This is a genomic window from Paenibacillus tyrphae, from assembly GCF_000722545.1.
GTDB lineage: Bacteria > Bacillota > Bacilli > Paenibacillales > NBRC-103111 > Paenibacillus_G > Paenibacillus_G tyrfis.
On the sequence record NZ_JNVM01000004.1, the window covers coordinates 15837 to 30491 of the forward strand.

A 14655-nucleotide genomic window follows, 5' to 3' on the forward strand; every position below is an offset into this window, starting at 1 on the left:
ACAATATAAAAACACATTAATTGGTTGCTTTTATAATTGTTTGATTGTATTTTATTTGTATTTTGTTTTTGTGAGATTAAATAGAGGTAATGTTTTTGTAAAGGAATAGTCTTCGTATTTTCTTAATAATGCGTTGATGTTGATATAACAATCAGAAGTTAAACTAAATAAAGGGAAAAACACGGCAAACAAATTATCCTAATTTAAAATTTGTTGTTTTTGTGATGATTTATTCTTGATGAGGTGGCCCGATGAGTTTTCTAAGTGATTTTCGCACAATGATGGTTGGCATTTTACTCGAATCATTTCCCTTTATTTTACTTGGTGTCGTGATTTCTGCTTTGCTCCAAACGCTGGTTAGTGATCAACTGCTACAGCGATGGATACCGAAAAAAACGATTCCCGGCATCCTTTTCGGATGTTTGCTGGGTATCATTTTTCCGCTTTGTGAATGCGGGATCATCCCTGTTGTGCACCGGTTGATTCGCAAAGGCATGCCGCCTTATATCGGCATTGTGTTTATGATGGCAGGGCCGGTCATCAATCCGGTTGTATTTGCTTCCACGTTCGTGGCCTTTCAGGCCCAACCAGAGATGGCTATCTCCCGCATGGTGCTGGCGTTTGCCGCAGCGGCCTTCATTGGGCTATGGGCTTCTCGGGGAGTACATGCTTCTGCGCTCCGTAATTCAGTGAGCAACGCTAATGAACAGGCCGCTGCAGGCAAAAAAAACATCAAGCACTTGCATTCCAACAAAGCGCCAAACGCAGCATGGAAAACGAAATTGCATGAAACGTTGGAGCATGCTGCCATTGAAATGTTTGATGTAGGCAAATATTTAGTTTTGGGCGCTACCGTCACAGCTTTGCTGCAAACCGTTGTAAGCAAGAAGTGGCTTCTTACGTTAAGTGATGGGGACTGGACCCCGCATTTGTTTATGATGGGGCTTTCCTATGTCCTTTCCATTTGCTCCACGGCAGATTCTTTTGTCGGAGCTACGTTCATTCCCGATTTTAGTTTAGGTTCAGTGCTTGCTTTTCTCGTATTTGGCGCCATGCTGGATATCAAAAGCACTTTGATGCTGCTAAAAGTCTTTCGCCTCAAAACCGTCGCTACGGTTCTGATCATTTCAGCGGTCGTTGTTCTGTTGGGGTCTGTCGCCTTCGATCAACTGTATATGCACTTATAAAATGGAGGCGGGGTCATCATGAAAATAAGTTCCGCGTTTGTACATCGAACGATTCGAGCTGCGGTCTTGATCGCATTTGTTTTTTTTATCGTCCGGATTAGCCGGTCGGATGCGTTGAGCTATTATGTGGCTCCAAGAATGGAGCTTTGGGTAAAAGGTCTTGCCTTTGGTTTGTATGTACTGGCCATGCACCAGCTTTATTTGGCGGTTCGAGATGTCTTGTCCAACAAGAAAACTGCTGCGATCACTTGTACTTGTTCATCACATAGTCACGATCAATGGAAACCAAGCGTTATTATCATGTATGCGGCTTTGATCGTTCCGCTTGTTCTTGCCTTTTTAATTCCCGATGCGGTATTAGGAAGTAAGATGGCGGCCCAAAAAGGGTTGAATTTAACCCCTTCAGGCATATTGCTTAATAGCAATTCCGGTGATGCAGCTCCAAACTTAACTCCCAATAATAAGTTACAATTGGATTCGGGACCGTCTTTTCCGTTCAATGAATACATAAGGCCCTATGCCAAACAGGCTGCGGATATGTACAATCAGCCGCTCATTACGATTAACGATGATATTTATATAGAATCGCTGACGTCGATGGACTTGTATCAAGAGCAATTTATCGGTAAAAAGGTGCAGATTAGCGGTTATGTTTACCGTCTCGACAGTATGAATAAAAACCAATTTGCCGTGGGAAGATTCGCGATGCGGTGCTGTGTCGCAGACTCCGTACCACTTGCTATCCTTGTAGAAACCGATACCTCCGAACAATGGCAAAACGATATGTATGTGGTCGTTCTCGGCACCATTGAAAAACGTCATTTTGACGGCAAAAGCGTATTGGCTATCGATGCCAAATCAATAGACACCCAAAAAGTGCCTACAAATCCTTACGTTTATGGGAATCCATATTTCGGGAATTGATGAAACAAAGATAAGGTTTGCAAAAGACTTCGTTCATCGCCTATAATACTGAATAAAAGTTCAGTATTATACCGGTGTCCACCTTGAAAAATTTGTTATCCGGAAAAGTGGTGAAGTCGATGTGAATAAAAAGAAACAGCAAACCGAGCAAACGAAGAAGAAGATCGCCGATGCGGCAAGAGCTTTATTTGCCCAAAAAGGCTATAAAGCAACATCCATAGAAGATATCGTGAAAGCGACCGGCTGCAGCGCCGGGAACATTTATTATCATTTCAAGAACAAGGAAGGGCTTTTTTTATATTTACTTGAAGAGTGGAACACGGAATGGGATAAGACATGGCTGGACAAAGAAACGCTGTACCCCACCACGATCGATAAATTATATGGCATGGCCGAACATTTGGCGCTTGATCAACTAAATCATCCGCTAACCAAGGCCTCTGATGAATTTTTCAACAACTCCGAGAAAGCTCCGGATGTAGAGGAGCGAATTCATGAAATGGTCAAAGGTTATCTTGACTTTAATCGGCAGCTGCTACAGAGGGGGATCGATAACCATGAATTCGAAACCACCAATGTTACCGGACTCGCCATTATTTTGGATAGTTTGATGCTTGGATTGAATCAACATAGCCGGAGAATGGAAAGAGAGGAAGCGCTGGAGGCGTATCGATTGGCTATGGATGTGTTTCTGCATGGCATTACCAAGCCAACCCGCTAGCTTTTTTTTGCCGTTATCCTGAATAAATATTCAGTATTTTTTTGAAGAAGTATGGAGGAATTAAGAATGGGATTATTATCAAAAAATCGGGGAGCCTTACTGATCCTCATGTTCAATCTATTTCTGGTCTTCTCGGGGATCGGGCTTGTCATCCCCATTATGCCTAAGTTCATGGAAAGCTTGGGCATCACCGGGGGGATTATCGGCCTGTTGGTTGCGGCTTTTTCACTGACGCAGCTTCTTTGTTCGCCGTTGGCCGGCCGGTTGGCCGATTCCTTCGGTAGAAAAAGGATGATTGTCATCGGCTTGGCCGTGTTCGCCTTCTCTGAAGTGCTGTTCGGGATAGCAAGTTCATCTGCTCTACTGTTTGTTTCCAGGCTGCTCGGCGGGATTAGTGCTGCGATGATTATGCCGGCCGTTATGGCTTACGCGGCAGATATCACGACAAAGGAAGAAAGGGCGGCGGGGATGGGCTACATTAACGCAGCCATTACAACAGGCTTTATTATCGGACCTGGTATTGGCGGTTATATTGCCGAATTCGGCATCCGCGTGCCCTTTTTCGCCGCGGGGGTTGCAGGGATCTTCGCCGCATGTATTACATTGTTTATTCTACGGGAATCGCTCCCTTCAAAAGAGAATATAGCCGGTACTCCATCATCTGGCGCAAGAGAATGGGGCGGTCTTCTCTCGCAATTGAGATACGCTTATAGAGAGCCGTATTTTTTAAGCTTGATCATCGTTTTTGTCATGTCGTTTGGGCTTGCTAATTTTGAAACGGTCTTTGGACTGTTTGTGGATCACAAATTTGGGTTCGGGCCTAAAGATATCGCCTTTATCATAACGTTCGGGTCGATAGCCGGCGCTGTGGTTCAGGCTACAGCTTTCAGCTGGATACTGAAGCGTTTCGGGGAGCAACGTGTCATATCGCTCTGCCTGATCTTTGCTAGCTTGTTTATTCTGCTGACGCTTTTTGTTCACACATTCTGGTTGATATTTGCCGTTACCTTCATTATATTTCTGGCAATCGATATTTTACGGCCGGCCATCAGTACGCAAATGTCAATGGTGGCAAAAGATCAGCAAGGCTATGTTGCCGGCTTAAACTCTGCCTTTACCAGTCTCGGCAATATTATAGGTCCTATCGTAGCCGGTTTTTTATTCGATCTGGACCTTAACTATCCGTATACACTGGCGTTCATAATATTGTTTATTTGTTTTGTTTTATCGGTAAAAGGTAAAAAGAACAACTCGCAGGAGGCGAATGCCGCTTCCTGATGGGGAAGAGCTGTTCCTACCGTCGACAATCGGCGGGGGAGTGGCCTTTTTCTTGCGGAGGGGCTAAAACCCTTAATCCGACAAAGCCTTCATAGACGAAAAGAAGCGGTTGATCGCAATCGATGCGGCGCCGGCAGCCGAGGAATTCATGCCCAGCTGTGCGTAGACGACGTTCATTTTTTGGCGATGGAACGAGAGGCTTTGCGAATTCAACGTTTCACGGATGGAATCTGCCATCCATTCGGATGCCAGGGACATGCGGTTCCCGATCACGATGAGCTCGGGATTAAACACATTCACCAGATTTGTGATGCCGACCCCCAGCCAGTGTCCGGTGCTTGCAAATAGATCGATGACCGGACGATGTCCCCGCTTGGCCAGGTGCAGCAAAGTGTTCAGGTTGATTTTGTCAGTCGCGTCGGCGACTTGAATTTTCTCGTCAATGAGCTGAAGGGCTTTCGCTTGATGGATGAGCGCCTTCTCCGAGGCGAACGTTTCCCAGCACCCGCGGCTGCCGCACCCGCAGAGGGGCCCATCCTGCGCCAGGGTCATATGCCCCACTTCGCCGGAGAAGCCGGAAACTCCCCGATACAAGGCGTCGTTCAGAATAATTCCCGCACCGATCCCGATCCCGACGCTGAGATAAATCATATTCGAGACGGAGCGCCCGGCGCCGAATTCCTTCTCACCCAGAGCGCCGACGTTCGCTTCGTTATCGATGGCGATCGGGAGGTTGAACTCCTGCTGCAGCATGTCTTGGAGGGGAACGTCGGTCCATCCCAGATTGGGAGCGGACAGGACGTTACCTTGATCGTCGACCAGCCCCGGTACGCCGACGCCGATTCCAATTACGCCGTACGGAGACGTAGCCGTTTTTTTGATGAGCGAATGGATGCACTTCTTGAGCTTCTCCGTCACCGTCTCCACGCTCAAATCGGTCATTTCGATTTTTTTCTCCTTGACGACGGTTCCGCCCAAATCGGTGACCATCGCCAAAATATAATTCACGCCGAGGTCGACGCCAATCGCGTAACCGGCCTGCTGGTTGAACAGCAGCATCATCGGTTTTCTTCCGCCGCTGGATTCGCCAAGCCCGATTTCGGTCACAAAGTGGCTTTCGATCAATTCGGTGACAAGGGAAGACACCGTCGTTTTATTTAAACCGGTTTTCACGGAAATGTCCGCTCTGGAAATCGGGTAATGATGACGGATCGTATCCAGAACAAGGTATTTGTTTATTTTTTTCATCAATTGCAAATCGCCGGTGATTTTCATGCCATCCTCCAAAGCCTGCTATTTCGGTTCTTTTTCTTTATCATAACACGGATTGCAAAAAATAAAAGGTGGACTTACTTTGTCTACTGGACAAACAAAGTGTCCGATGCTAACATGAGGTTAAACCATTTTTCCAACATAGGGAGGAGAATCGATATGAGTTATTTCAATACGGTCAGCAAGATTCAGTACGAGGGGAAAGATTCCAAAAATCCGTTGGCGTTCAAGCATTACAACCAATCGGAAATCGTGCTTGGTAAAACGCAAGAGGAGCATCTTCGCTTTGCCGTTGCCTACTGGCATACCTTGACGGGCGGTGGCAGCGATCCGTTCGGCGCCGATACGGCCATCCGTCCTTGGGCGAACTACACCGGGTTAGACTTGGCGAAGGTACGCGTCGAGGCGGCTTTTGAATTTTTTGAGAAGATCGGCGCTCCTTATTTTTGTTTCCATGACCGGGATATTGCGCCCGAAGGCGATTCGCTGAACGAAACGAACCGCAATCTGGATGTGATCGTGGCCTCTATCCAAGAGCACATGAAAGCGAGCGGCGTAAAGCTGCTGTGGAACACGGCCAATATGTTCACAAATCCGCGTTTCGTTCATGGCGCGGCAACGACCTCCAATGCGGACGTGTATGCGTACGCGGCGGCGCAGGTGAAGAAGGGGCTGGAAACGGCGGTAGAGCTGGGCGCGGAAAATTATGTGTTCTGGGGCGGACGCGAAGGATACGAATCGCTGCTCAATACGGATCTGGAGCTTGAGCTGGACAATTTGGCGAGATTTTATCATATGGCTGTCGCTTATGCGAAGGAAATCGGCTTTACGGGGCAATTTCTAATCGAACCGAAGCCGAAGGAGCCGACGAAGCACCAATATGATTTTGACGCCGCGACCACTATTGCATTCCTGCAAAAATACGGGCTTCAGGATCATTTTAAGCTGAACCTCGAAGCGAACCACGCGACGCTCGCCGGACACACCTTCGAGCATGAACTGCGAGTGGCCCGTTCGCATGGCATGCTCGGTTCTATCGACGCGAACCAGGGCGATCTGCTGGTTGGCTGGGATACGGATGAATTCCCGACCGATCTGTATGCGGTTACTCTTGCGATGTATGAAATTTTGAAAAACGGGGGCCTTGGATCGGGCGGCGTGAACTTCGACGCGAAGGTCAGAAGATCGTCGTTCGAACCGGAAGATTTGTTCCATGCGCATATCGCGGGAATGGATACGTTTGCCAAAGGCTTGAAGGTTGCGGCAAAATTGATGGAGGACCGCTTTTTTGAGAAAATTACGGATGAGCGCTACAGCAGCTTCAAGAGCGGTATCGGCCTTGATATCGTGTCGGGCAAAGCGGATTTCCGCCAATTGGAGCAGTATGCGCTCGGCAACCAAACGATTGGCAATAAATCCGGCAGACTTGAGCGGATTAAGGCCGAGCTGAACGAGTATATCTTTTCCGTATAAGCGGGGCGAACGATCACTCCTTGGGGAGGATAGGGCATGAAATATGTTATTGGGATTGATTTAGGCACCGGCTCCGTAAAAGCTCTTCTTGTCGATCAAGAAGGGAAGGTGCGCTGCGAGACGTCGCGAAGCTATCCGCTGCAGCACGTGCAGCCCGGATATAGCGAACAGGAGCCGGAGGCATGGGTAAATCAAACCGTGGACGGTTTGCGCGCGTTGGTGCAGGAGTCGGGAGTGGAGCCTAAGGATATCGAAGGGATCAGCTTCTCGGGACAAATGCATGGCTTGGTTCTGCTGGATGAACAAGGGCAGGTGCTTCGCCCGGTGATTTTATGGAATGACACGAGAACGACGGCGCAGTGCAGAACGATTGAAAGCAAGCTTGGGCCGAGGCTGTATCACATTACGAAAAATGCCGCCTTGGAAGGCTTCACGCTCCCGAAAATCATGTGGGTGCAGGAGCATGAACCGGAGGTATTCCGCAAAGCGGCGGTGTTCCTGCTTCCCAAAGATTATTTGCGCTACCGTCTGACAGGCAAGCTGCATATGGATATTTCTGATGCGGCGGGCACGCTGCTGCTCGATGTGATCGGGAAGCAATGGAGCCGGGAAATTTGCGGCGCCTTCGGCATCGACATGAGCCTGTGTCCGCAGCTTGCGGAATCGCTGGATTTCGTCGGCTGCTTGCTGCCGGAAATCGCGGACCGGACGGGGCTTGCGCCGGATACGAAGGTGTATGCGGGGGGAGCGGATAATGCGTGCGGCGCGGTCGGGGCCGGTATTTTAAAGAAGGGCGACGCTTTGTGCAGCATTGGAACCTCGGGAGTCATCTTGTCCTACGAGGATCAGGAGAAGGATTTCGCGGGGAACATCCACTTTTTTAACCACTCGCAGCCGGGCGGTTATTATGCGATGGGCGTCACGCTTGCGGCGGGATACAGTCTGGATTGGCTCAAGAAAACGATCGCGGCCGGGGAAAGCTATGACGCTTTTTTAGCGCAGGTTTCCGAAGTGCCGGCCGGCGCGGGAGGGCTGTTATTTACGCCGTATCTCGTCGGGGAGCGTACGCCTCATGCGGATTCGGTAATCAGAGGCAGCTTTATCGGGCTGGACGGCTCGCATCGGCGCGAGCACTTGGTTCGGGCGGTGATGGAGGGGATTACGTTCTCCCTTCGGGAGTCGGTCGAGCTGTTGAGGAAAGCGGGAGTCGAAGTAGGGACGATCGTCTCCATCGGCGGCGGGGCCAAAAATGAGGTTTGGCTGCAAATGCAGGCGGATATTTTTCAAGCTCCGGTCGTGAAGCTGACTAACGAGCAGGGCCCCGCTTTAGGAGCGGCCATGCTTGCCGCGGTCGGCTGCGGCTGGTTCGGAAGCATCGCGGAGTGCGCTGACCGGTTCGTCGGCTATGACCGGCAGTTCGAACCGGACCCGCAACGTGCGGCGGCGTATCAGGACTTATTCGGAATTTATCAATCGGTTTATGCCAGCACCCGGGATTTAAACCGGAGATTACAGGCATATCGATAACCAAAGCATCATTCAACTGCAAAAAAAGGGCGGACGAATTGGTATTCGACCTGCCCTTTTTCAGTTAGGAAATAAATGGGCCGATAAACAATTTTTATCGCTTTGCTGCCGGTGCGTACTGAATCTGCTACAATAAAGGCGGACATTTGATTTTATGGGAGGCCGGCACCATGATGAAGCGACTGTTCCATCGCTTTCAGAAGAGCCTGAGGTACAAGCTGATGCTTTTGATGGTGACGATTGCGATTATGCCGTTAATTCTGGTCACCCTTTTTGCGGCCAATACGACCAAGCAATCTTTGAGCCTGGAAGTGATCCGTTCCAACGAATCGAGAATGGACTGGGCCGCCAAATATTTGGATGAAAAATTCGATCAGCTGCAAGCGGTGAGCTACTCCCTTCTGCTTGATAACAATTTGTTTCCAAGCGGGAACGGGGGATCGGACAACGGCGTGAACAGCCCGGATGCGGCGGACTCCTATATTCAAGAGAAGCTGAGATCCTTGTATATCGCCAATAATAAAAATATCGTGCAGATTTCGCTTTATTTGAAGTCCAAGCACCGTTTATTCGTCGTCGATAAAGATGCGGTGAGTTCAACCGGGCAGCTCAACGCTCCCTTCGGAAACTGGGGAGATTTGGATCAATCGTTTGAAAGCGTTAACAGGGTGATGCATGCGGCACACAATAATTTTACCCTGGTACGTACGATGAACCGGTTTGAGAATCGGGAGGTTCTTGGCGGGATATCGCTGGATGTCCGTTGGAATATGATGAATAGCGTGCTGGACATGATCCATTCCGAACCGAACAGCCAAGTGATGATTTTGGACAATCAAGGAAATATTATGTATAACCCTTATGCGAGTTCGCAGCAGGAGGCTCTGTCCAGCGAAGTATTGAAGAAGGCTGCCGCGAATTCGGACGGGCCCGGACACATGGAGCTGAAGCAGGGGTTAATCTTTTACCAGCCCGCCGTATCGGGTCAGCTCCGTATTGTTAAATTTATTCCGATGAATTATTTGACGAAAGGTGCTTCGTCCACGCTGAGCTTCAGTTTCTTTACCGCCGTTATATTTATTGTGCTGGCTATATTGGTCGCGATTTTGACCGCCTATTATACGACGAAACCCATCATCCGGCTGACGAAATCGATGAAAGCGGTGGAATTCCAAAACTTTGACGTCAGCGTCAGCGACATACGCAGCGATGAAATCGGCACGCTGGAGCGACGGTTTAATTCCATGCTTCAAAGGATCAAAGAGCTGATCCAGATTGAATACAAAAGCAAGATCGAGAAGCGGACGGCGCAGCTGAAAGCGATGCAGGCGCAGATCAATCCGCATTTTCTGCAAAATGCGCTGCAGGCCATAGGCGGTATCGCCATCTCGCGGAACGTCCCCGAAATTTACGAGCATGTCCGCGCGATCAGCGATTTGTTCCGCTACACCATCCGAATGAAGTCGGACTTGGTCACGGTCGCGGATGAGCTGGAGCATGTCGGCAATTATTTGCAGATTCAAAAATTGCGCTTTCAGGACATGATCCGCATTCATCTGGATGTCGATGACGAATGCCGGTCCTGTCAAATTCCGAAGTTCTCCCTGCAGCCCATTGTCGAGAATTGTTTTGTTCACGGACTTGAGGGGAAAATGGCGGAATGGTCCATCACGATTACGGCGCAGAAGGTGTTGGATGAAATCGAGATCAGCATCGAGGATAACGGCGTCGGCATGGAGGAAACGCGGCTGGAAGAGCTGCGTAACCGGTTGAACGACGAGTCGGAAGACCGGGAGCTGGGCGAGAGCCTGGGCCTCGGCAATGTGCATTCCCGGATCAGGCTTATTTTCGGGGAAGAGTATGGATTATTTATCGACAGCAGGGCAGGAGCGGGTACGACGGTCAAAGTCGTCATTCCTGCCGTTCCGCAGCATGGAGAGGAGGAAGCCGTATGAAGGCTGTCGTTATTGACGACGAATTTTGGACGCGGAGCAGCATTCAGCAGCTGGCCGACTGGGCGCGTTTCGGCATCGATCGGGTCGAAGAGGCGGAGGACGGCTTAAGCGCGTTGAAAATCATCGATGAAATCAACCCGGAAATTGTCATTACGGACATGAAGATGCGCGGGATGAACGGGGTCCAGCTTTTGCAGAAGCTGACGGAGGACTACCCGTTTATCCGCAAAATTGTGATCAGCGGCTATGACGATTTTTCTTATACCAAACAGGCAATTCGATCCAAAGTCGATGAATACATTTTGAAGCCGATCCACCCGGAAGAGCTGAACATGGCGCTGGAGAAGGCTGTCCGGGAATGGCGGATCGCCCGGGGGCTCCATACCGTGCAGCCGCTGGACAAGCCAATGCTGAAGATCATCACGGAGTATAAGCGGATCATTTCCGGCCATTTTCAAGGCATGCAGGTGGAGGCCGTTCAGGGCCGGTTCAAGGAATTGGAACAAGTATTGAGCGCCCGGGAACCGTTCCAGCCCGGCTTTAACAATACGTTGTACAAGCAATTCCTCTTATTGCTCGAGGAACAGGTGTCCATGGCGGGAACGGATGCGACGTTTGCGATTCCGGCATGTGCCAATAACTTTTACGTTTCGGACGATACGCCTCTGCCGCAGTGGATCGAGGTTTTGTCCGCCGCGTACGCTGCCGTGCTGGAGGAATGGATTCACCGGAGAAGAAGCAAGAATCGGATCGACATTGACGAAGTCAGACAGTATATCGACGTTTCCTTTGCGGAATCGATCACCCTGGAATCGGTTGCCGGCCGATTTTTCGTCAGCAAGGAGCATCTGTCCCGGACGTTTAAGCAGGAAACCGGCTCGACGGTCGTGGATTACATCATTTCCAAACGGATGGAAAAAGCAAAGCAGCTGCTGCTAGATCCGGCCAATTCCATTAAAAGCGCGGCGGAAGCCGTAGGCTACTCGGATATTACTTATTTTCACCGCCTGTTCAAAAAAGTAACCGGGATTACTCCCAATCAAGTCCGTCAGGACCCTCAAGTCTAATATCAATATCGTCCAGTCCATGACGCAAATCCGGTCCAATGCGCTCAGGGCGCACTCCCGATTATACTAAACACGTAAGCGCCAATCACGAAAAAGGGAGGATACAAGCAATGAAGAAAGCACTTACAACAGCAGCAGCTATTCTCATGCTGGGGTCTACAGTCGCTTGTTCATCGGGCGGGGGAAGCGGCGATAACGCCAGCGGTTCGGGAGCGCAGGGCAACCAAGCCGCGGGGGCACCGAAAAAGGTCGAGCTGAAAATTTTCCTCGGGGGCCTGGACCGTTTCCGCGATCAATTTGACAAGTACTTTGCCCAGTTTGCCGAGAAGGAAAAGAAAGAGAAAAATATCGAAGTATCGATTAACTCCGAGTATCCGGGGGCGGAGAATGCTCCGCAAATTTTGAAAACCCGGCTGGCCACGGGGGATGTGCCGGACATCTTTTCCATCCATGCGGTGAACGAGATTCCGGATTATTACAAAGCCGGCTATTTGTCCGATTTATCCAGCCAGCCGCTGGCCAGCAAGCTGAGCGACGGGATCAAGCCCATCGTCTCCATTGACAATAAAGTAGTAGCAGTTCCGATGGAAAGCCTGGAGTGGGGCTATCTCTACAACAAAAAAATATTTAACGATTTGGGCCTGAAGCCGCCTACCACGTTCTCGGAAATGAAGACGGTTACACAGAAGCTGAAAGACAATAACGTCAAGCCTTTTCTTCTCAGCTATAAAGAAGGCTGGATTCCGCAGCTGTTCCTTTCGCTCACGATCGGCGGATTGGTCAATTCGAGCCATAAAGACTTTGTCGACAGCATGAACAAGGGACAAGGCAGCTTCGCGGATATCAAGGAGATGTTCGACATTATCGACCTTGTGAACGCGAACGGAACGGACCGCGCTTTTGAAATCGGTAACGATGACGGGGCCGCCGAGTTTGCGAGCGGCAAGGCCGCCATGTGGGTGCAAGGGCCTTGGGATTCCGACAGCATCCTGAAGATCAACGACAAGCTCGATTTTGGCGTCGCGCCGCTGCCGCTCAATGACGATCCGAATGCGACGATGATTAATGTATCCGTATCCACCTCTTTGGCGATGGCCTCGAACGGCAAAAATAAAGAGGTATCGCAGGACTTGCTGAACTATATTTTGGACGATCAAGCGTCGAACGAGCTTTATCAAAGCCTGAAGTTCAATCCCGTCTCCAAAACCCATACCTTCAAGCCGTATCCATGGGTGGAGGAAGCTTCGAGCTACGTGAACAAAGGGAAATCCTACAAGGATCCGTCGATTCCTTCTGCGGTTAAGGACGAAGGAGGCAAGGCGCTGCAGGCCTACTTCAGCAAAAAGATGTCCAAAGAAGACGTCATCAAGGATCTGGATAAAACCTGGAAGGATGCCAACACAGCCGCCAATAAAAAATAAGTGCCCGAAAGAGAGCGTCGCGCTCTGTTCCCGCAGCCAACCGTTCTGAGAACAGGGCGCGACTTCCCCCGAAGGAGGGATTGAACATCATGCTGAAACGCCTGTCCAAAGCAACGACTTCTCTGATTTTGTTCGTACTTCCTGCTTTTATTCTATATGTCATTTTCTTGGTTATTCCCGTACTGCAGGGCTCTTACTACAGCTTCACGAACTGGGACGGCTTAAATAAGTCCTACAGCTTCGTCGGGCTCCAAAATTTCGTCGAAGCCATTCGCGACGATGCCAACTTCAGAACGGCGCTTTTATTTACCGCCAAGTATGTCTTGTTTGCGGTAGTGCTGCAAAACGCCCTGGCGCTGCTGCTCGCGCTGTTGATTGAGTCGCAAAAAAGAGCGAAGGGATTTTTTCGAACGGTCTTCTTCATGCCTAATATGCTCAGCGTCATTATCAGTACGTTTATGTGGGTGTTCGTGTTTACAAAAGTGATGCCTGCCTTGTCCGAATATGCCGCTTTAAAATTTCTCGGTCAATCCTGGCTCGGCGACCCGAACGTCTCGTTCTGGAGCATCATGCTTGTCTCCGTATGGGGCGGCGTCGGCACCTTGATGATTATTTATATGTCCGCCATCCAGGGCATACCGCAGCACTTGAAGGAAGCGGCCATCATTGACGGAGCCAAGCCGTATCACATGCTTCGGTACATTACGCTGCCTTTAATCTCGCACGCGCTGACGATCTGCATCTTCCTGACCTTGAACAGCTCGTTTAAAGTGTATGACCTCATCTTTGCATTGACCGGAGGAGGTCCGGCCCGGGCTACGCAGGTGATCACGATGAATATTTTGGAGGAAGCTTATCAGCGCAACTACCGTTATGGCTATGCCAGCGCCAAGGCGATCATCCTCTTCCTGATCATTCTGGTCATTACGCTCGTTCAAGTGTCGGTGATGAAGAAACGGGAGGTGGAAGCGTGACTAGGCGCATGTATTCCGTTTTATCGCTCGTCGTGCTGTCTTTGCTGGCGGTCTACTTCCTTTTCCCGATCTATATGGCGATCATCAATTCCTTGAAATCTCCGGGCGATATGTACCGTTCCGTCTTAAGCTTCCCCACTAGTCCGCAATTTGACAACTACGTTCAGGCGTTCAAGAAAGCGAACATGCTCAGAAGCGCCTGGAATACCGTCGTGGTTACGGTGACGGGGATTACGGGAATCGTCTTTTTCAGCTCTTTGGCCGGATATAAGCTTTCCCGGACGCGGAGCAGACTAAGCAATTTTGTGTTTATGCTGTTTGTCGCTTCGATGCTGATTCCTTTCCAAACGATCATGGTCACCTTGACCAAAATGGCTAAAGGGCTGGGGCTGCAAGGTTCGCCGCTGGGGCTTGGGATCGTATGTGCGGGACTGGGCATCAATATGGCTATTTTTTTGTACCACGGCTTTGTGAAAGGCATTCCGCGCGAGCTGGACGAATCGGCTCAAATCGACGGCTGCGGCGAGTTCAGGACGTATTTTACGATTATTTTTCCGCTGCTGCTGCCGATTACGTTTACGATTGTGATCTTAAACATGCTTTGGTTGTGGAACGACTTCCTGCTTCCGGTGCTGCTGCTTACCGATTTCCGCAATTATACGCTCGTGTTGACGATCAACATGTTTTTCGGCAAGTACAGCAGGGAATGGGGTTTGATTCTGGCATCCTTGATTTTGTCTTCGATCCCGATCGTCGTCTTTTTTGCCATTTTCCAGCGCTGGATCATTCAAGGGATTACGGACGGCGCCGTAAAAGGGTAACGAATTATGAATTTGGAGGAACATAGGAGGGGTTT

Annotated in this window: 12 protein-coding genes; 11 read left to right on the forward strand and 1 reads right to left on the reverse strand. The window is 49.8% G+C overall.

Translation table 11 applies throughout. The features are described 5' to 3' along the window. Positions 1 to 251: 251 nt before the first annotated feature. The 4 genes from ET33_RS03510 to ET33_RS03525 all read left to right on the forward strand — a co-directional run bounded on the left by ET33_RS03510 (position 252) and on the right by ET33_RS03525 (position 4110). Positions 252 to 1187, forward strand: a complete 936-nt coding sequence (locus ET33_RS03510) for a permease (protein ID WP_081890191.1) — start codon at positions 252 to 254, stop codon at positions 1185 to 1187. A gap of 18 nt (positions 1188 to 1205) precedes the next feature. Next, a complete protein-coding gene (locus ET33_RS03515) occupies positions 1206 to 2111 on the forward strand; it encodes a TIGR03943 family putative permease subunit (RefSeq protein ID WP_036676594.1) in 906 nt (301 codons plus the stop codon). Positions 2112 to 2232: 121 nt separating this feature from the next. Further along, positions 2233 to 2832 carry a TetR/AcrR family transcriptional regulator gene (locus tag ET33_RS03520; protein ID WP_036676597.1) on the forward strand — a complete coding sequence of 200 codons (600 nt, stop codon included), beginning with the start codon at positions 2233 to 2235 and terminating at the stop codon, positions 2830 to 2832. A 66-nt stretch (positions 2833 to 2898) separates the two neighbouring features. Next, positions 2899 to 4110, forward strand: a complete 1212-nt coding sequence (locus tag ET33_RS03525; protein ID WP_036676599.1) for an MFS transporter — start codon at positions 2899 to 2901, stop codon at positions 4108 to 4110. Positions 4111 to 4182: 72 nt separating this feature from the next. Here the strand turns inward: ET33_RS03525 and ET33_RS03530 are convergent, their stop codons facing one another. Further along, a complete protein-coding gene (locus ET33_RS03530) occupies positions 4183 to 5385 on the reverse strand; it encodes an ROK family transcriptional regulator (RefSeq protein WP_036676602.1) in 1203 nt (400 codons plus the stop codon). Between the two features lie 156 nt (positions 5386 to 5541). Here ET33_RS03530 and xylA point away from each other — a divergent pair, with 156 nt between their 5' ends. The 7 genes from xylA to ET33_RS03565 all read left to right on the forward strand — a co-directional run bounded on the left by xylA (position 5542) and on the right by ET33_RS03565 (position 14620). After that, positions 5542 to 6855 carry a xylose isomerase gene (gene xylA, locus ET33_RS03535; protein ID WP_036676605.1) on the forward strand — a complete coding sequence of 438 codons (1314 nt, stop codon included), beginning with the start codon at positions 5542 to 5544 and terminating at the stop codon, positions 6853 to 6855. Between the two features lie 36 nt (positions 6856 to 6891). Then, positions 6892 to 8382 (forward strand): xylulokinase, encoded by a 1491-nt coding sequence (gene xylB, locus ET33_RS03540; RefSeq protein ID WP_036676608.1) that lies wholly within the window; start codon positions 6892 to 6894, stop codon positions 8380 to 8382. Positions 8383 to 8552: 170 nt separating this feature from the next. Continuing rightward, positions 8553 to 10337, forward strand: coding sequence for a sensor histidine kinase (locus tag ET33_RS03545; RefSeq protein WP_036676611.1), 1785 nt, complete (start codon positions 8553 to 8555; stop codon positions 10335 to 10337). After that, positions 10334 to 11404 (forward strand): response regulator transcription factor, encoded by a 1071-nt coding sequence (locus ET33_RS03550; RefSeq protein WP_036676613.1) that lies wholly within the window; start codon positions 10334 to 10336, stop codon positions 11402 to 11404. Before ET33_RS03545 ends, ET33_RS03550 begins: the two co-directional genes overlap by 4 nt. Before the next feature lie 110 nt (positions 11405 to 11514). Beyond that, entirely contained in the window at positions 11515 to 12825 is a 1311-nt protein-coding gene (locus ET33_RS03555; protein ID WP_152570586.1) for an ABC transporter substrate-binding protein, read from the forward strand. A gap of 89 nt (positions 12826 to 12914) precedes the next feature. Continuing rightward, on the forward strand, positions 12915 to 13799 hold the full coding sequence (locus ET33_RS03560; RefSeq protein WP_036676616.1) for a carbohydrate ABC transporter permease: 885 nt from the start codon (positions 12915 to 12917) through the stop codon (positions 13797 to 13799). Between the two features lie 8 nt (positions 13800 to 13807). Continuing rightward, positions 13808 to 14620, forward strand: a complete 813-nt coding sequence (locus tag ET33_RS03565) for a carbohydrate ABC transporter permease (protein WP_036676619.1) — start codon at positions 13808 to 13810, stop codon at positions 14618 to 14620. Positions 14621 to 14655: the final 35 nt, after the last annotated feature.